This is a genomic window from Enterobacter sp. WCHEn090032 (assembly GCF_003986875.1).
Taxonomy (GTDB): Bacteria; Pseudomonadota; Gammaproteobacteria; order Enterobacterales; family Enterobacteriaceae; genus Enterobacter; species Enterobacter sichuanensis.
The window spans coordinates 1-19,735 of the sequence record NZ_RXRN01000033.1 but is presented as its reverse complement, the minus strand read 5'-3'; the positions used below and the strand labels follow the sequence as shown (position 1 = coordinate 19,735).

Annotated in this window: 17 protein-coding genes; 9 read left to right on the top strand and 8 right to left on the bottom strand. The window is 55.4% G+C overall.

What is annotated here, in order from left to right; translation table 11 throughout:
* Positions 1 to 19 precede the first annotated feature (19 nt).
* Positions 20 to 3,820, top strand: a complete 3,801-nt coding sequence (yhdP, locus tag EKN83_RS20355) for an AsmA2 domain-containing protein YhdP (RefSeq protein ID WP_126801583.1) — start codon at positions 20 to 22, stop codon at positions 3,818 to 3,820.
* 84 nt (positions 3,821 to 3,904) lie between these two features.
* Positions 3,905 to 5,350, top strand: coding sequence for a metalloprotease TldD (gene tldD, locus EKN83_RS20350; protein WP_025756662.1), 1,446 nt, complete (start codon positions 3,905 to 3,907; stop codon positions 5,348 to 5,350).
* Positions 5,351 to 5,396: 46 nt separating this feature from the next.
* Here the strand turns inward: tldD and EKN83_RS20345 are convergent, their stop codons facing one another.
* Together EKN83_RS20345 and aaeR are read right to left on the bottom strand one after the other, a co-directional pair.
* Entirely contained in the window at positions 5,397 to 6,011 is a 615-nt protein-coding gene (locus tag EKN83_RS20345) for a YagU family protein (protein ID WP_126801582.1), read from the bottom strand.
* A gap of 217 nt (positions 6,012 to 6,228) precedes the next feature.
* Positions 6,229 to 7,155 carry an HTH-type transcriptional activator AaeR gene (gene aaeR / locus EKN83_RS20340; protein ID WP_045284722.1) on the bottom strand — a complete coding sequence of 309 codons (927 nt, stop codon included), beginning with the start codon at positions 7,153 to 7,155 and terminating at the stop codon, positions 6,229 to 6,231.
* 179 nt (positions 7,156 to 7,334) lie between these two features.
* On the opposite strand from aaeR, the gene aaeX reads away from it, so the two are divergent.
* From aaeX to EKN83_RS20315, 5 genes are all read left to right on the top strand, one after another.
* The gene (gene aaeX / locus EKN83_RS20335; protein ID WP_003860416.1) at positions 7,335 to 7,538 is read left to right on the top strand and encodes a p-hydroxybenzoic acid efflux pump operon protein AaeX; all 204 of its coding nucleotides are present in this window, start codon (positions 7,335 to 7,337) and stop codon (positions 7,536 to 7,538) included.
* A 7-nt stretch (positions 7,539 to 7,545) separates the two neighbouring features.
* A complete protein-coding gene (gene aaeA, locus EKN83_RS20330) occupies positions 7,546 to 8,478 on the top strand; it encodes a p-hydroxybenzoic acid efflux pump subunit AaeA (protein WP_045284724.1) in 933 nt (310 codons plus the stop codon).
* 5 nt (positions 8,479 to 8,483) lie between these two features.
* Complete coding sequence (aaeB, locus tag EKN83_RS20325) at positions 8,484 to 10,451, top strand: p-hydroxybenzoic acid efflux pump subunit AaeB (RefSeq protein ID WP_045284725.1); 1,968 nt, start codon at positions 8,484 to 8,486, stop codon at positions 10,449 to 10,451.
* A gap of 91 nt (positions 10,452 to 10,542) precedes the next feature.
* Entirely contained in the window at positions 10,543 to 11,997 is a 1,455-nt protein-coding gene (locus tag EKN83_RS20320) for an NAD-dependent succinate-semialdehyde dehydrogenase (RefSeq protein WP_126801581.1), read from the top strand.
* A gap of 45 nt (positions 11,998 to 12,042) precedes the next feature.
* Positions 12,043 to 12,315 (top strand): barstar family protein, encoded by a 273-nt coding sequence (locus EKN83_RS20315; RefSeq protein WP_025756665.1) that lies wholly within the window; start codon positions 12,043 to 12,045, stop codon positions 12,313 to 12,315.
* Positions 12,316 to 12,381: 66 nt separating this feature from the next.
* Here the strand turns inward: EKN83_RS20315 and yhcN (EKN83_RS20310) are convergent, their stop codons facing one another.
* The 3 genes from yhcN (EKN83_RS20310) to argR form a co-directional block, all read right to left on the bottom strand.
* Complete coding sequence (gene yhcN / locus EKN83_RS20310; protein WP_045284727.1) at positions 12,382 to 12,648, bottom strand: peroxide/acid stress response protein YhcN; 267 nt, start codon at positions 12,646 to 12,648, stop codon at positions 12,382 to 12,384.
* A 108-nt stretch (positions 12,649 to 12,756) separates the two neighbouring features.
* Entirely contained in the window at positions 12,757 to 13,020 is a 264-nt protein-coding gene (gene yhcN, locus EKN83_RS20305; RefSeq protein WP_025756667.1) for a peroxide/acid stress response protein YhcN, read from the bottom strand.
* A 375-nt stretch (positions 13,021 to 13,395) separates the two neighbouring features.
* On the bottom strand, positions 13,396 to 13,866 hold the full coding sequence (argR, locus tag EKN83_RS20300) for a transcriptional regulator ArgR (RefSeq protein ID WP_025756668.1): 471 nt from the start codon (positions 13,864 to 13,866) through the stop codon (positions 13,396 to 13,398).
* A 395-nt stretch (positions 13,867 to 14,261) separates the two neighbouring features.
* On the opposite strand from argR, the gene mdh reads away from it, so the two are divergent.
* The gene (gene mdh, locus EKN83_RS20295; RefSeq protein ID WP_025756669.1) at positions 14,262 to 15,200 is read left to right on the top strand and encodes a malate dehydrogenase; all 939 of its coding nucleotides are present in this window, start codon (positions 14,262 to 14,264) and stop codon (positions 15,198 to 15,200) included.
* Between the two features lie 89 nt (positions 15,201 to 15,289).
* Here mdh and degS read toward each other — a convergent pair whose 3' ends face one another.
* The 3 genes from degS to zapG all read right to left on the bottom strand — a co-directional run bounded on the left by degS (position 15,290) and on the right by zapG (position 18,387).
* Positions 15,290 to 16,357 (bottom strand): outer membrane-stress sensor serine endopeptidase DegS, encoded by a 1,068-nt coding sequence (gene degS, locus EKN83_RS20290; protein ID WP_045284728.1) that lies wholly within the window; start codon positions 16,355 to 16,357, stop codon positions 15,290 to 15,292.
* A 92-nt stretch (positions 16,358 to 16,449) separates the two neighbouring features.
* A complete protein-coding gene (degQ, locus tag EKN83_RS20285) occupies positions 16,450 to 17,817 on the bottom strand; it encodes a serine endoprotease DegQ (protein ID WP_025756671.1) in 1,368 nt (455 codons plus the stop codon).
* A 171-nt stretch (positions 17,818 to 17,988) separates the two neighbouring features.
* Complete coding sequence (gene zapG, locus EKN83_RS20280; RefSeq protein ID WP_008502832.1) at positions 17,989 to 18,387, bottom strand: Z-ring associated protein ZapG; 399 nt, start codon at positions 18,385 to 18,387, stop codon at positions 17,989 to 17,991.
* A 189-nt stretch (positions 18,388 to 18,576) separates the two neighbouring features.
* Here zapG and zapE point away from each other — a divergent pair, with 189 nt between their 5' ends.
* Positions 18,577 to 19,701, top strand: a complete 1,125-nt coding sequence (gene zapE, locus EKN83_RS20275; RefSeq protein WP_045284729.1) for a cell division protein ZapE — start codon at positions 18,577 to 18,579, stop codon at positions 19,699 to 19,701.
* Positions 19,702 to 19,735: the final 34 nt, after the last annotated feature.

The following is a 19,735-nucleotide window of genomic DNA, read 5'->3' as shown; positions in this document are numbered from 1 at the left end:
AGCTGACAAGGAGAGATGCGTGAGGCGATTGCCGGGGATTTTATTGCTTACAGGGGCAACGCTGGTCGTGATTGTCGCGTTGCTCGTGAGTGGGCTACGCCTCGTTTTACCGCATCTGGACAGCTGGCGTCCGCAACTGCTGGCAAAAATCGAATCCACCACCGGCGTGCCGGTGGACGTCAGCCAGATAAGCGCCAGCTGGCAGAACTTTGGCCCGACGCTCGATGCCCGGGATATCAATGCCAGCCTGAAAGATGGCGGCCACCTCAAAATCAAACGCGTGACCCTGGCGCTCGATGTCTGGCAAAGCCTGCTGCATCTGCGCTGGCAGTTTCGCGATCTCACCTTTTATCAGCTCCAGTTTCTGACCAATACCCCCATCTCGGGTGGCGACAGCAGTCAGGGGCTTGAGGCCAACCGATTTAGCGATCTTTTCCTGCGCCAGTTCGATCATTTCGATCTGCGCGACAGCGAGGTGAGCTTTATTACCCTCTCTGGACAGCGCGCGGAACTGGCGATCCCACAGCTGACCTGGCTCAATGGCAGAAACCGGCACCGCGCTGAAGGGCAGGTGAGTCTCTCCAGCCTGAACGGTCAGCACGGCGTCATGCAGGTACGCATGGATCTGAGGGATGATGACGGTCTGCTCAACAACGGCAAAGTCTGGCTGCAGGCTGACGATGTGGATGTGAAGCCGTGGCTGGGGGAGTGGATCCAGCAGAATATGCAGCTGGAAACCGCCCGTTTCAGCCTTGAAGGCTGGCTGACCCTGACGAAAGGCGAATTTGCCAGCGGGGATATCTGGCTCAAGCAGGGTGGCGCAAGCTGGAAAGGTGAAAACCAGCAGCACCAGCTTTCCGTAGATAACCTTACGGCGCACGTAACCCAGGAGAAAGAGGGGTGGCAGTTCGCCATTCCGGATACGCGTATCACCATGGACGGCAAGGCCTGGCCGCGCGGCGCGCTGACGCTGGCCTGGATGCCGGAGCAGGATGTCGGCGGCGTGGCAAACAAACGCAGCGATGAACTGCGCATCCGCGCCAGCAATCTGGATCTCGGTGCCATTGAAGGCCTGCGCTCGATGGCCGCAAAGCTCTCCCCGGATCTCGGTGAGATTTGGCTGGCCACGCAGCCGAGCGGGAAGATAGACGCCCTGGCGCTCGACATCCCGCTGCAGGCAACGGAAAAGACCCGTTTTCAGGCCTCGTGGAAAGATCTTGCCTGGAAGCAGTGGAAGCTGCTGCCGGGGGCGGAACACTTTAGCGGCAAGCTGGAAGGCAGCGTGGAAGACGGCCGGCTGACGGTTGATATGCACGACGCCAGAATGCCTTACGAGACGGTGTTCCGCGCGCCGCTGGAAATTGAACAGGGCAACGCGGTGCTTAACTGGCTCCGTAACGATAAAGGTTTCCAGCTTGATGGCCGCCATATCGACGTTAAAGCCAAAGCCGTACATGCCCGTGGCGATTTCCGCTATCTGCAGCCAGCAGGTGATGAACCCTGGCTGGGGATCCTGGCGGGGATCAGTACCAATGATGGCTCTCAGGCCTGGCGTTATTTCCCGGAAAACCTGATGGGTAAAGCGCTGGTAGATTATCTGAGCGGTGCCATTCAGGGCGGTCAGGCCGATAATGCCACGCTGGTTTACGGTGGCAATCCACATCTTTTCCCGTACAAACATAATGAAGGTCAGTTCCAGGTACTGGTGCCGTTACACAACGCCACCTTCGCGTTCCAGCCGGGCTGGCCGGCGCTGAAAAACCTGGACATTGAGCTTAATTTCCTCAATGACGGATTGTGGATGAAGTCAGACAACGTGGCGCTGGGCGGCGTGACGGCCAGCAACCTGACGGCAAACATCCCCGACTATTCAAAAGAGAAACTGCTGATTGATGCCGACATCAACGGTCCGGGTAAAGCCGTGGGGCCCTATTTTGAGGAGACGCCGCTAAAAGCGTCGCTGGCGGCGACGCTGCAGCAGCTCCAGCTTGATGGCGATGTGAATGCTCGCTTACATCTTGATATTCCGCTGGACGGCGAAATGACTACCGCCAAAGGCGACGTCCGTCTGAAGAACAACAGTCTGTATATCAAACCCCTTGAGAGCACCCTGAAAAACCTCAGCGGGCAGTTCAGTTTTGAGAACGGTAACCTGAAAAGCGAGCCGCTGACCGCCAGCTGGTTTAATCAGCCTGTGAATATTGACTTCTCGACGACCGAGGGGGAAAAGGCGTATCAGGTGGCCGTCAATCTGAACGGTAACTGGCAGCCATCGCGCATGGATGTCCTTCCGAAGCCGATTGAGGCGTCAGTGAATGGCGCGGTCGCCTGGCAGGGTAAGGTTGCAATCGATCTGCCTTATCACGCGGAGGCGCGTTATCAGGTCGACATTACGGGCGATCTGAAAAACCTGCAGAGCCAGCTGCCAGCACCGCTGGATAAACAGCCCGGACAGCCGCTGCCGGTGAAGCTGAACGTTGACGGCAACCTGAACAGCTTCGAGCTGACCGGAAACGCGGGCGGGATGAACCACTTCAACAGCCGTTGGCTGCTTAACCGCAAGCTCACCCTCGATAAAGCCATCTGGACGACGGATAGCCGCTCCACGCCACCGCTGCCGCAGCAGTCGGGCATTGAGCTTAATCTCCCGCCAATGGACGGTGCAGAATGGCTGGCACTGTTCCAGAAAGGTGTGGGGCAAAACGTTGATGAATCGGCCCAGTTCCCGCAAACCATTACCGTACGCACCCCGTCGCTGATGCTGGGCGGGCAGCAGTGGAACAACCTGAGCATCGTGTCTCAGCCCACCGCTAACGGCTCGAAAGTGGAGGCTCAGGGCAGGGAGATCAACGGTACGCTGACCATGCGTGATAACGCCCCATGGCAAGCGGCGATCCGCTATCTCTATTACAACCCGGCAAGCGCGAGCGGGAAAAACTCGCCGGCCGAGACATCGCCGTTGAGCAAAACATCCCGCGTTGATTTTAGCGGCTGGCACGATCTCCAGCTGCGCTGTGCGGAGTGCTGGCTGTGGGGGCAAAAATATGGCCGTATCGACGGTGATTTCGCCATTGATGGAAACACGCTGAAGCTCTCCGGCGGCCTGGTTGATACCGGTTTTGGTCGCATGACCGCCGCAGGGGAATGGGTGAATAATCCCGGGGAACAACGAACGTCTCTGAAAGGCGACATTAAAGGTAACAAACTGGATGCGGCCACCAATTTCTTTGGTATCAGTACACCGCTGCGCGGTTCGTCATTTGACGTCGATTACGATCTTCACTGGCGTGACGCACCGTGGAAGCCGGATGAGGCTTCGCTGAACGGCATTCTGAAAACCCGCTTCGGCAAAGGTGAAATTGCTGATGTGAGCACGGGGCGTGCAGGGCAGATCCTGCGCCTGCTGAGCTTTGATGCGCTGCTGCGCAAGCTGCGCTTCGATTTCAGCGATACCTTCAGCGAAGGGTTCTACTACGACTCCATCCGCAGTACGGCGTGGATCAAGGACGGCGTGATGCATACGGACGACACGCTGGTGGACGGCCTCGAAGCGGATATCGCCATGAAAGGCTCGGTCAACCTCGTGCGTCGCGAGCTGGATATGGAAGCCGTGGTGGCGCCGGAAATTTCCGCCAGCGTGGGTGTGGCGGCGGCCTTTGTGGTGAACCCGATTGTCGGTGCGGCGGTGTTTGCCGCCAGCAAAGTGCTGGGGCCGCTGTGGAGCAAGGTCTCCATTCTGCGCTACCGCATTACCGGTCCGGTGGATAAACCGCAGATTAACGAGGTGCTGCGCCAGCCGCGCAAAGATGCACAGCAATGATTTGACGTGGGCAGGTAATTGCCTCACTCTCAATAAATACGATCTTTATACCGCCACGGGCGGCAACGAACGAGTAGCAATACGATGAGTCTGAACCTGGTAAGTGAACATTTGCTCGCAGCGAACGGCCTGAGCCATCAGGACCTGTTCTCCATTCTTGGTCAACTGACCGAACGCCGTCTCGACTACGGCGATCTCTATTTCCAGTCGAGCTATCACGAATCCTGGGTTTTAGAAGACAGCATCATCAAAGATGGCTCTTATAACATCGATCAGGGCGTGGGTGTTCGTGCCGTCAGCGGCGAGAAAACCGGTTTTGCCTATGCCGATCAGATTAGCCTGACCGCACTTGAGCAGAGCGCGCAGGCCGCGCGTACCATTGTGCGTGATACCGGCGATGGTCGCGTGAAAACTCTGGGTGAAGTGTCGCACTCTGCGCTCTATACCACCATCGATCCGCTGCAGAGCATGAGCCGTGAAGAGAAGCTGGATATCCTGCGCCGTGTGGACAAAGTGGCGCGTGCTGCCGATAAACGCGTGCAGGAGGTCTCAGCCAGCCTGAGCGGTGTGTACGAGTTGATTCTGGTTGCGGCCACTGACGGTACCCTGGCGGCGGATGTGCGTCCGCTGGTGCGTCTCTCCATCAGCGTGCAGGTCGATGATGATGGCAAACGCGAGCGCGGCTCCAGCGGCGGCGGCGGTCGTTTCGGCTATGACTGGTTCCTGGGGGATGTTGACGGTGAAGCGCGCGCTGACGCGTGGGCAAAAGAAGCCGTGCGCATGGCGCTGGTGAATCTGAATGCTGTCGCAGCACCGGCGGGGTCATTCCCGGTGGTGCTGGGTGCCGGCTGGCCGGGCGTGCTGTTGCACGAAGCGGTAGGACACGGTCTGGAAGGCGATTTTAACCGCCGCGGTACGTCCGTATTCAGCGGTCAGATCGGGCAACTTGTCTCCTCTGAGCTGTGCACCGTGGTGGATGACGGTACCCTGCGCGATCGTCGTGGCTCGGTAGCTATCGACGATGAGGGCACCCCAGGCCAGTACAATGTGCTGATTGAAAACGGCGTGCTGAAAGGCTACATGCAGGACAAACTCAACGCGCGCCTGATGGGCGTTGCGCCAACGGGTAATGGCCGTCGTGAATCCTATGCGCACCTGCCAATGCCGCGCATGACCAATACCTATATGCTGCCGGGCAAATCGACGCCACAGGAGATTATCGAATCCGTTGATTACGGTATCTTTGCGCCAAACTTTGGCGGTGGCCAGGTGGACATCACTTCCGGGAAGTTCGTCTTCTCCACGTCAGAAGCGTACCTGATCGAGAAAGGCAAAGTGACCAAAGCGGTGAAAGGCGCAACGCTGATTGGCTCCGGTATTGAAGCCATGCAGCAGATCTCTATGGTCGGAAACGATCTCAGGCTCGATAACGGCGTCGGCGTCTGCGGTAAAGAGGGCCAGAGCCTGCCGGTTGGCGTGGGCCAGCCAACGCTGAAAGTGGACAACCTGACGGTGGGCGGTACGGCCTGACCTGCGTTCACATAAAAAACAGGCGCTACCGGGTAGCGCCTTTTTTTTAACGTAAGTGACCCAGCGGTATCTCCGGATCCGGCTCGTGGGTGATGCGGTTGCGTAAATCGCGACGAATGATCTCGATCGACCAGAACCAGACCAGATGACCTACGATCTCTGACACGTGCTCATACCAGGGAAGTGTAAACAGCGGTGGTGTCAGCCCCATCAGCGGGAAGGAGATCATATGAACAAAAAGCTGGGCTAATGCACCCGCCAGCAAACCCTGCCAGAGTTTAATTTTCGGAAAGACTTCAGCAACTACACAATATCCCACCGCGAAGACAACGGAGAAAATAATATGTGTTACACCAACCCAGTTAAATATATGTCCGGCAAAGGTATAAACCGCCGCGTTAGGATCAACGACGCCCAGCCAGTCGCGTAAAAAAACATAGGGTGGGTTTAAAAAATTACGGGAGCAATCAATCTGACCCGCGGCTCTTATTAATTGCTCCGGCCCACAGGCGGCGGTGAATAAATCGGTGGGGCTTCGTGGCGGGAGGGGGACCTCGGCACCCCATTTGACAAACGCGGAGACCATCCCTGCAATCAAACCGATGAACGCGGCGAGTCCATAGCGCCTGCGTGACGGCGGTGTTTGTTCAAATATATTCATTTCTTTTCCTTGTTTAACGTCATCCTGCGGAATACATTTTATTATTCAAATCAGCAACAAATTAATAACAGTCTGAATACCAGACTGTTATTAAGGTAAAGGGCAGGCGGCGGCAGTGTCAATTCGCTATTCCTGATAGTGGCAAAAGAATATTCCTGGATGAAGGTCTGCTTCATCCTGAAATATTAATGGCGTGGATATTTCAGAAATTAATCACTTATTCCTTTCTTCTTCCCCGCATCCCCTGAAACAGCTCTGCCACGTCCACAAAATAGTCGGTCAGATAGTTAATACATACCTGTACCTTGAGCGGCAGCTTGTCTTTTTCGGTATACAGGGCGTACACCGGGCGCGGATCGGATTGATAGCGCGGGAACAGGATCTCCAGCACGCCGCTGTTGATCTCGTTGATCACCCACATCAGCGGCACGTAGGCGATCCCGGCCCCGGCCACCAGCCAGCGCGAAATGGTCATCGGGTCGTTGGTCACAAACCGGCCTTCCGGCAGCAGTCGGGTGGAGATCCCTTCCGGGGCAATCAGCTCAAATTCATTGTCGGGCCGTACGCTGTACTCCAGCCACGAGTGGTTGCTGAGATCGGCGGGTTTCTCAGGGACACCGTACTGCGCCAGATAGCTTTTTGAGGCGCAGACCACCATCGGCATGCTGCCCAGCCGACGCGAGAACAGGCTGGAATCCTGTAATGCACCGACGCGGATCACCACATCCAGCCCGTCGGCAATCAGATCCGGCGCCGGAATACCCGTCACCAGATTGACGGTCAGCCCCGGGTATTCTTTCAGCATATCCGCGGTCATGGCGGCGAGAACATTTTGTGCCATAGTTGAAGAACAACCAATGCGCAGGGTGCCAATAGGCGTGTTGTTAAAGGCGTAGAGTTGCTCGTGAACATCCTGCACCTCATGCAGCATGCGGCGACAGCCCTGATAGTAAATTTTACCCGCTTCCGTCAGCCCAATGCTGCGGGTACTGCGGTTGAGCAGCTTGACCTGAAGCTCATCTTCCAGTTTGGACACTGTCTGGCTGATGGATGAGACGCTCATTTGAAGCTGGCGTGCCGCCGCGGTAAAAGAGCCCAGTTCTACCACTTTGGCGAAGACCGACATGCGTTTTAAACGTTCCATTGTTCACTCTGGCTTAAAAGTGATTTAGATCACATATTATAGATAACAGCATAACAGTTACGTTAATATATTATTAATTACATAACGGCTGCGCCATTCCCGCCCGGCGTTTCTTGCTCTCCTGCGGTGGCGTACGCTAAAAAATTCTGAAGCCTGCACTCTCGCTTATCAAGGTCAACATGAGTCTGTTTCCCGTTATCGTGGTGTTCGGTCTGTCGTTCCCACCGATATTTTTCGAGCTGCTTTTATCACTGGCGATTTTCTGGCTGGTGCGCAAGGTGCTGGTTCCTACCGGGATCTACGATTTCGTCTGGCATCCTGCATTGTTCAATACCGCGCTGTATTGCTGCCTGTTTTACCTGATATCGCGCATGTTTGTCTGAGGTTGATGTGAAAACGCTAACAAGAAAAATCTCCCGCACCGCCATCACCATGGCGCTGGTTATCCTCGCGTTCATCGCTATTTTTCGCGCCTGGGTCTATTACACCGAATCGCCGTGGACGCGTGACGCGCGTTTCAGCGCGGATGTCGTGGCGATCGCTCCCGACGTGGCCGGGCTTATCACGGCGGTTAACGTTCACGATAACCAGTTAGTGAAGAAAGACCAGGTGCTGTTCACTATCGACCAGCCGCGTTACCAGAAAGCGCTGGAAGAAGCGGAAGCGGACGTAGCCTATTACCAGGCGCTGGCCGCAGAGAAACGTCGTGAGGCAGGGCGTCGTAATCAGCTGGGCGTTCAGGCGATGTCCCGCGAAGAGATTGATCAGTCCAACAACGTGCTGCAAACCGTACTGCACCAGCTGGCGAAAGCGCAGGCGACGCGCGATCTGGCGAAGCTTGATCTGGAGCGCACCGTGATCCGTGCGCCCGCTGACGGCTGGGTGACCAACCTGAATGTCTATGCCGGAGAATTTATCACCCGCGGCTCAACCGCTGTGGCGCTGGTGAAACAGAACTCCTTCTACGTGCTCGCCTATATGGAAGAGACTAAGCTGGAAGGCGTACGTCCCGGTTTTAGGGCGGAAATCACGCCGCTTGGCAGCAACCGCGTCTTTAAAGGTACCGTGGACAGCGTCGCGGCAGGGGTGACCAACTCCAGCAGCTCTAACGATGCAAAAGGGATGGCGACCGTCGATTCCAACCTTGAGTGGGTACGTCTGGCCCAGCGTGTGCCGGTGCGTATCCACCTGGACGAACAGCAGGGTAATGTGTGGCCTGCCGGTACCACGGCGACGGTGGTGATCACCGGGGAAAAAGACCGGGACGCCAGCCAGGACTCATTCTTCCGTAAAATTGCCCATCGCCTGCGCGAGTTTGGTTAACCGCTATGGGTATCTTTTCCATCGCCAGCCAGCACATTCGCTTCGCTGTGAAGCTGGCGTGTGCCATTGTGCTGGCGCTGTTTGTGGGCTTCCACTTCCAGCTTGAAACCCCTCGCTGGGCGGTGCTGACGGCGGCGATTGTCGCGGCGGGCCCAGCCTTTGCCGCGGGTGGGGAGCCCTATTCAGGCGCGATCCGCTATCGCGGGATGCTGCGTATCATCGGGACGTTCATCGGCTGTTTCGCGGCGCTCACCATTATTATTCTGATGATCCGCACGCCGCTGCTGATGCTGATGGTGTGCTGCATCTGGGCGGGGTTCTGTACCTGGATCTCCTCGCTGGTGAAGGTCGAGAACTCCTATGCCTGGGGACTGGCGGGCTATACTGCGCTGATTATTGTCATCACCATTCAGTCCGAGCCGCTGCTCGCGCCGCAGTTTGCGGTTGAACGCTGCAGTGAGATTGTGATTGGTATCGTCAGCGCCATTGTCGCTGACCTGCTTTTTTCTCCGCGCTCGATTAAACAGGAAGTAGATCGCGAGCTCGACGCGCTGATTGTGGCCCAGTACCAGCTGATGCAGCTATGCATTAAGCACGGTGACAGTGAAGAGGTAGATAAAGCCTGGAGCGGTCTGGTCCGCCGTACGCAGGCCCTGGAAGGGATGCGCAGCAACCTCAATATGGAGTCGTCGCGCTGGGCGCGCGCCAACCGTCGCCTTAAAGCGCTCAACACCGTCTCATTAACGCTTATCACCCAGGCGTGCGAAACCTACCTCATTCAAAACACCCGACCGGAAGCGGTCACTGATACCTTCCGCGAATTGTTTGCCGAACCGGTGGAAACGGTGCAGGACGTGCACAAGCAGCTTAAGCGCATGCGCCGGGTCATCGCCTGGACCGGGGAGCGCGATACGCCCGTGACGATCTACACCTGGGTCGGCGCTGCGACGCGCTACCTGTTGCTGAAACGCGGCGTGATCGGTAACACCAAAATCAGCGCGGCGGAAGAAGAGGTACTGCAGGGGGAAGTGGTGATCAAGGCGGAATCTGCCGAGCGTCATCATGCGATGGTCAACTTCTGGCGTACGACGCTGGCCTGCATGCTCGGCACGCTGTTCTGGCTGTGGACGGGCTGGACCTCCGGCAGCGGCGCGATGGTGATGATTGCCGTCGTTACCGCCCTTGCGATGCGCCTGCCTAACCCGCGTATGGTCGCCATTGATTTCCTGTACGGCACCATCGCCGCATTGCCGATAGGTGCGCTTTACTTCCTGGTGATCATTCCGTCTACCCAGCAGAGTATGCTGCTGCTCTGTATTAGCCTGGCGGTGATGGCGTTCTTTATCGGCATTGAGGTGCAAAAACGACGTCTCGGATCGCTGGGGGCGCTGGCGAGCACGATTAACATTATTGTGCTGGATAACCCGATGACCTTCCATTTCAGCCAGTTTCTCGACAGCGCGTTAGGCCAGCTGGTGGGCTGTTTCCTGGCGATGATGGTTATTCTGCTGGTACGGGATAACTCACAGGCAAGAACGGGACGCGTGTTATTGAACCAGTTTGTATCGGCTGCCGTGTCGTCCATGACCACCAATACGGCGCGTCGGAAAGAGAACCACCTGCCCGCACTCTATCAGCAGCTGTTTTTACTGCTGAACAAGTTCCCGGGCGATATCGCCAAGTTCCGCCTGGCGCTGACCATGATCATTGCACACCAGCGCCTGCGTAACGCGCCGGTGCCGATTAACGACGATCTGTCGGCCTGGCACCGTCAGCTGCGTCGCACTGCCGACCACGTATTGTCCGCCAGCAGTGACGACAAACGGCGTCGTTACTTTACGCAGCTGCTGGAGGAGCTCGATATCTACCAGGAGAAGCTTAAGGTCTGGGAAGCACCGCCTCAGGTGACCGAGCCGGTAGGACGGCTGGTCTTTATGCTACATCGCTACCAGAATGCCCTCACGGATAACTGACTGAAGTAAAAAAGCCGACGCCAAAAGCGTCGGTTTTTTTGTGGCTATACTTAATTCCAGCATGTTCTTACATTTCAGAAAGGGAGGGCATATGACGACCCAGGCGCTACAGGACCACATTCTTTTTCAGACCGGTTATCTGGTCAACGGGATCTGGAAAACGTTGGACACAACGTTTGATGTGCTGAACCCCGCGACCGGTGAGGTCATCGCCAGAGTGGCGAAAGCCGGCAAAGCGGAAACCGAAGACGCTATCGCAGCGGCCGCTAAAGCCTTCCCGGCATGGCGCGCCAAAACCGCGAAGGAGCGCTCTGCCATTCTCTATCGTTGGTACGAGCTGATTATTGAGAATAAAAGCTGGCTCGGTCGCTTAATGACGACCGAGCAGGGTAAACCCCTGAAAGAAGCGGAAGGCGAAGTAGAGTACGCTGCCAGCTTTATCCAGTGGTTTGCTGAAGAAGCCAAGCGCGCAAACGGGGAAATTATTCCGCCGATCAAACCCGGCTCGCGCATTCTGGCGACCCGGGAACCCGTGGGTGTGGTTGCGGCGATTACGCCGTGGAACTTCCCGATGGCGATGCTCACTCGCAAGTTAGGTCCGGCCCTGGCTGCGGGATGTACCGGGGTCATCAAACCGGCAAATAACACACCGCTCAGTGCTTTTGCGCTGCTTACGCTGGCAAAACAGGCCGGTGTGCCTGACGGCGTCCTTAACGCCGTGGCCGGGAATACGCATGAGATCAGCGATGCGATTATGGCAAGCCGGGAGGTGCGCAAAATTTCCTTTACCGGTTCGACCGCCGTTGGCAAAACGCTGGTGCGTAACGCCGCAGAAACCATGAAGAAAGTCTCCATGGAGCTGGGGGGAAATGCGGCGTATATCGTGTTTGAGGATGCGGACATCGACGCGGCTGTTAAAGGGGCCATCGCCAATAAATTCCGTAATGCCGGGCAGGTCTGCGTCAGCGTTAACCGCTTCTATATTCAGGAAACCGTCTACGACAAGTTTGTCAATAAACTGGCCGATGCGGTCACGGCGCTGAAAGTCGGGAATGGCCTGGAGGAGGGGGTTGTCGTTGGCCCGCTGATCGAACCTTCGGCGGTGAACAAAGTACGCGAGCACGTTGAGGATGCTGTTGCCCGGGGCGCGACCGTTCTGGCGGGCGGCAAACCGCACCCGCTGGGCGGGAACTTCTGGATGCCAACCGTACTGGGTGACTGCCATGAAGGGATGAAACTGGCGGAAGAAGAGACGTTTGGCCCCGTGGCGGCCTGCTTCCGTTTCACCTCGGAAGATGAAGTGATACAGCGTGCCAACAACACGCCGTATGGGCTGGCGGCTTACTTCTACACCCAGAACCTCTCGCGGGTATTCCGCGTTTCGCAGGCCATCGAGAGCGGGATGATTGGCATTAACGAGTGCGCCGTCTCCACGGAGCTGGGGCCATTTGGTGGCGTCAAAGAGTCAGGGCTGGGACGTGAGGGCTCCGTACTGGGGCTGGAAGAGTATCTGGAAGTGAAAACCCTGCATATCGGGGGATTATAATAGACAGGGCGGCAGATGCCGCTCGCCTGGACTGGGTGGCTGGCAATGAAAACCTATACCTTTGATTTTGACGAGATCGACAGTCAGGAAGACTTCTATCGTGAATTTATCCGGGTGTTTGATCTTGAACGGCAAAGCGTGACGAATCTGGATACGCTGTGGGATGTGGTGACCGGTAGCCTGTTGCCGCTACCGCTGGAGATCGAGTTCATCCATTTGCCCGATAAGCTGCGCAGACGTTTTGGCGCACTGATATTACTGTTCGATGAGGCGGAAGAAGAGCTGGAAGGACAACTGCGTTTTAACGCGCGGCATTGAAAGAGATAAAAAAAGCCCCTGACCATGAGGCCAGGGGCAAGTCGTATGATGAGATACGACGAGGGTTTATTTGTACAGTTCTGCCGTAGCATGCCAGTGGTCACCCTGATTCAGTTCGGTGACACGATAGCTGCTGGCGCCTGCTTTTTCAGCTTTGGCGGCAAGTTCGGAACGAATATCCATCGGCGAGCCGGTAACGGATGTTACGGACACACTGCCCATAGGCTGCAGATTTTGTGCCTGGTCTGCGTTCACCTGCTGAACGGCTGCGCTTGCGCCGAAAGAGAGAACCGATGCCAGACCGAGGGTTGCGATGATCAATTTAGTTTTCATAGTCTTTACTCCTGAAGAGGTTTTGCTCAACGGCGAGAAGGGTTGAACCGCTATTTTTATGCCTGGTGCCGTTGAGTGGAGATTTACGTATTCAGTTATTACTAAAACTTATTTATACAGCTCAGCAGTAGCGTGCCAGTGGTCACCTGAACGCGCTTCAATGATGCGATAGGATGACGCACCCTGTTCTTCCGCTTTTTTGTTCAGCATTTCATGCATGTCCATCGGAGACGTGCCGATCGCGCCGACAGAAACCGTACCGATTGCCTGGCGGGATTGCGCCTGTTCGGCATTGATGGAGTCCGCTGCGAAAGCACCGAATGACAGGACAGACAGGACGCTCAGCGTCGCTACAGTGGTTTTGATTTTCATGATTCTTTACCTCGTCGAATTTTTTAGTGGGGTCTTGTTTCGTGACCCTCATCACAAAATCAAGTATACACTAATAACGGAAAAAATTAATACCAGACTAATGGTTTCTATTGTTATTACGTGTTAACCGGTCTTTTTTTAATAACCAAAACGCATAAGATTGACTGTTTTTCGTCCGCCAGGCGTGGTTATCTCTAATTAAATCATATGGATATTTGATTTTGATATTTTGTGCGATTTTTTGATTTAGCATTCACCAAGTGAATGTAAAAGGGTGGTAAAAAGCACTATTTGTCAAAGCAGGGGCAGTGGAATAGCGGGAGAAAAAGAGGGGGAGCAGAACGATCCCCGCAGCGGTGCTACGGGGAGAGAGGATTACAGTTCCTGTTCGAACAGCACCAGAATCGCTTCGTGGAGGTCTTTCACCGAGAATCCATTAGCCGGAGTGGTAAAGATGGTGTCATCACCGGCGATGGTGCCGAGAATACCCTCCGTTTTACCCAACGAGTCCAGCATGCGGGCAATCAGCTGCGCAGCACCCGGGCTTGTGTGGATCACCACAACGGCGTCGTTGTAGTCGATATCGAGAACCAGGTTCTTGAGCGGGCTGGAGGTGGTTGGCACGCCAAGTTCCGCAGGCAGGCAATAGACCATCTCCATTTTGGCATTGCGGGTACGTACCGCACCAAACTTGGTTAACATGCGGGAGACTTTCGACTGATTGATGTTATCGAAGCCTTGTTCCTGCAGCGCCTGAACAATTTCTCCCTGAGAACTGAATTTCTCTTCTTTGAGTAGCGCTTTGAACGCCTTGACTAATTCTTCTTGCTTAGACGAGCTTCGCATAAGTCACCCGGAATATGACGATAGAAACAACATTATTATGCATGTGGATGAATTTTTATGCAAATTATCTACCAGGCAGCAGCCTGAAATAATGTTATGAAAGGGAGTGATTTTATCAGATTTCGTTATCAGAAAACATGCCTGGGTCACGCCACGCAAATAAGCTTAAAAGTAAATTAAATGTTATCAAAATGATGTTGTTTTGGTGGCGGGGCAGGGTGTATTGTAACCCCCTCTTAATGCGTTGCCGTCTGTCGTCAGAGCCATCTGAAGAGAGATAAAGTCGCGCGACCTCAAATTCTTTAGCTACGAAAATTGTAATTAAACACTTGCTGAATTATGGTCGCCGCAACGGATTTACAGATACTTAAGTTAACCATAATAAGGAGTTTAGGATGAAAGTCGCAGTCCTCGGCGCTGCTGGTGGTATCGGCCAGGCGCTTGCCCTACTACTGAAAACCCAACTGCCTTCAGGCTCAGAACTCTCCCTGTACGATATTGCTCCGGTAACCCCAGGTGTGGCGGTTGACCTGAGCCACATCCCGACCGCTGTAAAAATCAAAGGCTTCTCCGGTGAAGACGCGCGTCCTGCCCTGCAGGGTGCAGACGTGGTGCTGATTTCTGCAGGCGTGGCGCGTAAGCCAGGCATGGATCGTTCAGACCTGTTCAACGTCAACGCGGGCATCGTGAAAAACCTGGTGCAGCAGATCGCAGAAGTCTGCCCGAAAGCGTGCATCGGTATCATCACTAACCCGGTGAACACCACCGTTGCTATCGCGGCAGAAGTGCTGAAGAAAGCGGGTGTTTACGACAAGAACAAACTGTTCGGCGTGACCACGCTGGATATCATCCGCTCCAACACGTTTGTTGCTGAGCTGAAAGGCAAACAGCCAACTGACATTGAAGTCCCGGTCATTGGCGGACACTCTGGCGTCACCATTCTGCCTCTGCTGTCACAGATCCCTGGCGTGAGCTTCACCGAGCAGGAAGTGGCTGATCTGACCAAACGCATCCAGAACGCGGGCACCGAAGTGGTGGAAGCGAAGGCGGGTGGCGGTTCTGCAACTCTGTCTATGGGCCAGGCGGCTGCGCGCTTCGGTCTGTCACTGGTTCGTGCGCTGCAGGGCGAGAAAGGCGTGGTTGAATGCGCTTACGTTGAAGGTGATGGCGAACACGCTCGTTTCTTCTCTCAGCCGCTGCTGCTGGGTAAAAACGGTATCGAAGAGCGTAAGCCGATTGGCACGCTGAGCGCGTTTGAACAACACGCGATGGAAGGCATGCTGGATACGCTGAAGAAAGATATCACCCTGGGCGAAGAGTTCGTTAACAAGTAAAACGAACCCGCTTTTGTAGGCCGGGTAAGCGTTAGCGCCACCCGGCAAAAAAACCGAAGCACTTACTGGCTTCGGTTTTTTTATGGCTGTCAGTTGGTGGCCGGGTATTCCTGAATGGTCACATGCAGCGTCAGTTTCTTATCGTTGCGCATGACTTCAACAGGGATGATGGAACCCGGGCGAATTTCTGCCACCTGGTCCATGGTCTCCAGCGCAGAAACCGCTGGCGTGCCGTTGACCGACACAATGACATCATTGACCTGAATTCCCGCGTTAGCCGCCGGACCACCCGGAGCCACCTCGTTGACCACGATGCCCTGAATCTGATCGATACCGCCGCCCTGGGTATGCATAGGCGCAATTTCACGGCCGCCGATACCGATATAGCCGCGGATCACACGGCCATCGCGGATCAGCTTATCCATAATTTTGGTTGCCAGCTGGAACGGAATGGCAAAGCCGATCCCTTCCGGCGTCTCTCCGTCGTTACTCTTATCGAACGAGAGGGTATTGATGCCCATCAGCTCACCCAGCGAGTTGACCAGCGCGCCACCGGAGTTACCGTGGTTGATTGAGGCATCGGTTTGCAGAAAGTTCTGCCGTCCCGATGGGTTGAGACCAATACGACCGGTCGCGCTGATAATCCCCTGGGTGATAGTCTGGCCCAGGTTGTAAGGGTTGCCGATAGCCAGTACGACGTCACCAATATGCGGGGTACGTTTACGGTTGATCGGGATAACCGGTAAACCGCCCGTAGCGTTAATTTTCAGAACAGCCAGGTCGGTCAGGCTATCCGACCCCACAAGTAACGCCTCAAACACGCGGCCATCCTGCAGGGCGACGATGATCTGATCGGCATCATTAATCACATGCTTGTTGGTAATAATGTAGCCCCGCTCGTCCATAATCACCCCGGAGCCGAGGGTACGGATCTCCAGCTGGTTATGGGCTGAGGTATTCAGACCACGGTTATAGACGTTGACGACGGCAGGTGCGGCACGGCGAACGGCCTGGTTATAGGTGGCCGGTGTTTCATCCGTGCTATCAAACTGGGGAGCCGACAGTTTATTGAACTGACGTAAAGACGGCAACGCCAGCAGCAGCAGGCCAGCGACAATCAAACCGATGACAATAGAACGTAAGAGCTTTAAAAGCATGATGCGCGTGTCGTGAAAAAAGGAACGATTTGCAGCATAACATGAGTTATCCGGACATCACACGCAGCGGTGATGTCCGGGATCGCAAATGCTTAGCGCAACAGAATATAGATAGACTCATTGCCACGCATAACCTGCAGGGCAATCACAGCCGGTTTACTTTCCAGCAGCTTGCGCAGTTCAGCAATGGACTGCACGCGATTACGGTTTACACCAATGATAACGTCATCCTGATGCAATCCGGCCTGTGCGGCAGGGCTGCTCTTCTCAACGGTGTCGATGGTGATCCCCTTCGTTCCGTCTTTCAACTGCCCGTCGCTCAACGTAGCCCCCTGTAGCGCTGGAGCGATAAGCTCCGCACTGGCGGAGGAAGAGGTGCTCTTATCCAGCGTCACTTCAACACTGAGCGGCTTGCCGTCGCGGATCAGGCCCAGCTTCACTTTGGCGCCGGGTTCGGTTGTGGCAATCCGCGAGCGCAGTTCTGCAAAGCTGCTCAGCGGTTTATCGTTCAGGCTGACGATCACGTCCCCCGACTTCACGCCCGCTTTTGCCGAGCCGGAGTTTGGCAGCACTTCACTGACGAACGCCCCGCGCTGCACGTTAATATTGAACGCCTTCGCAATATCCGCGCTCATCTCCATTCCTTTGATACCCAGCAGCCCACGTTTGACCTCGCCGAACTGGATGAGCTGCTGCGCCAGGGTTTTGGCCATATTGCTCGGAATAGCAAAACCGATCCCAATGCTGCCGCCGCCCGGGGCCAGGATCGCAGTGTTGATTCCAATCAGCTCGCCGTTAAGGTTGAGCAATGCCCCGCCGGAGTTCCCGCGGTTGATTGAGGCATCGGTCTGGATAAAGTTTTCCAGCCCTTCCAGATTCAGGCCGCTGCGGCCCAGCGCCGAGACGATCCCGGACGTCGCGGTCTGCCCTAAACCAAAGGGGTTGCCCACGGCGACGGCAAAATCACCGACGCGCAGTTTGTCGGAATCCGCGATGGCAATCTGGGTCAGATTACTGGGGTTTTGCACCTGCAACAGCGCGATGTCGCTCTGGTCATCGCCGCCAATCAGTTTGGCATCAAACTCGCGCCCATCATTAAGCAGAACGCTGATTTTATCAGCCTGGCTGATAACATGGTTGTTAGTCAGAATATAGCCTTTGGCTGCATCAATAATGACGCCTGAACCCAGGCCTTCAAAAGGCTGAGCCTGCTGGTCGGGAGCCTCATCGCCAAAATATTTTTTCAGTTCTTCAGGGACGCGTTGGCTTTGTACGGCCGTGCCTTCAACCTGTACGCTAACGACCGCCGGCAACACTTTTTCCAGCATGGGGGCGAGGCTTGGAACGGCCGCTTGCCCGGGCACCTGGGAGGGAATGGCGGCCACTACGGGGAAGGACGCCGAGAGAGATAACCCGACACTTAACGCGATAGCGCTCAACAGCTGGTTTTTTTTCTTCATCGATGTTGACTCTCGTAACCTGGAATAAAGGAAAAACGGCCCTAAAAACACGTTGATGTTATTGAATTTTAAACCGCTGAACAATGAGGTGTTTAACTAAATGATAGCTGGGGTCATGAAGAAAGGACGGGCGCAATCGCTGCGCCCGTAAAATAAATTCAGGTTGTGCGATTAATCGCGTTTTACACCGCCGCGCAGCAGGCCGGACGCGCCATCTGAATAGTCGCGAGGCATCTGGACAGGGGCCTGATCGTTACCGGCTTCAGAGTCTGCCAGACGGTTGCGGAACGGGTTGGTTTCCGCCGTCATTTCCGGCAGCAGGCTGCTGGAGCTTTTGGCCATATGTTGATACAGCTGACGATAGTCGGTCGCCATGTTGTCCAGCAGCTCGGCGCTACGGGCAAAGTGGCTGACCAGCTCTTCACGATACTCTTCCAGCTCGGCTTTGTTCTTTTCCAGTTCGTACTGCAGTGACTGCTGCTGACGCAATTTGCGGTTACCGAAACGCATGGCCACAGCACCAATGACGATGCCGACGACTAAACCGATTAGCGCATATTCCCAGGTCATGAACTTCTCCCGTTGTCTTGTTGTTCCGTAGGGTGTTGGCTCGGCTCCTGCCTGTGCCTGATAATGCCACTATAACCGCTATTTCCGCAGAAGTGGAATCCTGACGTATCATCGCGTAGTGTAGAACGGCCTTTTTTTCATCAGTCACGCCTGCTGATGAGCGTTAATTGAAGGAATAACAATAAGATTATGCAAAACCTGTCCCCTGCATCACGATATCAACTGGCCCTTAACGAGGGCACGCATCAGCCGGATGACGTTCAACGTGAGGCGGTGAGCCGTCTGGAGATGATTTATCAGGCGCTCACGGCCAGACCCGCTGAAACAGAGCAGAGCAGTGGGCTAAAGGCGGCGTTTGGGCGGTTACTCGGTAAAAAAGCACCACCAGAGCACACGCCGGTGCGCGGTTTATATATGTGGGGCGGTGTCGGGCGGGGAAAAACCTGGCTGATGGATCTGTTCTATCTGAGCCTGCCGGGGGCGCGTAAACAGCGTCTGCACTTCCATCGTTTTATGCTGCGGGTGCATGAAGAGCTGACGGCGCTGCAGGGTAAAAGCGATCCCCTGGAGATTGTGGCCGACAGATTCAAGGCGGAAACGGACGTGCTCTGCTTTGATGAGTTTTTTGTCTCTGATATCACCGATGCCATGCTGTTAGGCGGCCTGATGAAAGCGTTATTTGCCCGCGGGATTACGCTGGTTGCCACCTCGAATATCCCGCCGGACGAGCTGTACCGCAATGGCCTGCAGCGGGCTCGCTTCCTGCCTGCGATTGACGCCATCAAGCAACACTGCGACATCATGAACGTGGATGCCGGGGTGGATTACCGCCTGCGCACGTTGACCCAGGCGCACCTGTGGCTTTCACCGTTAAACACCGAGACCACCCGCCAGATGGACAAACTGTGGCTGGCGCTGGCGGGGGCAAAACGCGAACATGCCCCGGAACTTGAGATTAACCATCGCCCGTTGCCCACCCTCGGTGTTGAGAACCAAACGCTGGCGGTCTCCTTTACGACGCTCTGCGTTGATGCCCGCAGTCAGCATGACTACATTGCACTTTCGCGTCTGTTCCACACCGTGATGGTGCTGGATGTGCCGGTGATGACCCGGCTGATGGAGAGCGAAGCACGGCGCTTCATTGCGCTGGTGGACGAGTTTTATGAGCGTCACGTCAAGCTGGTGGTCAGCGCCGAGGTACCTTTATATGAGATCTACCAGGGGGAAAGGCTGAAGTTTGAGTTCCAGCGCTGCCTCTCGCGCCTGCAGGAGATGCAGAGCGAGGAATACCTGAAGCTTGAGCATATGCCATAATAAATGCCACCCTCTCCCTGTGGGAGAGGGGCTG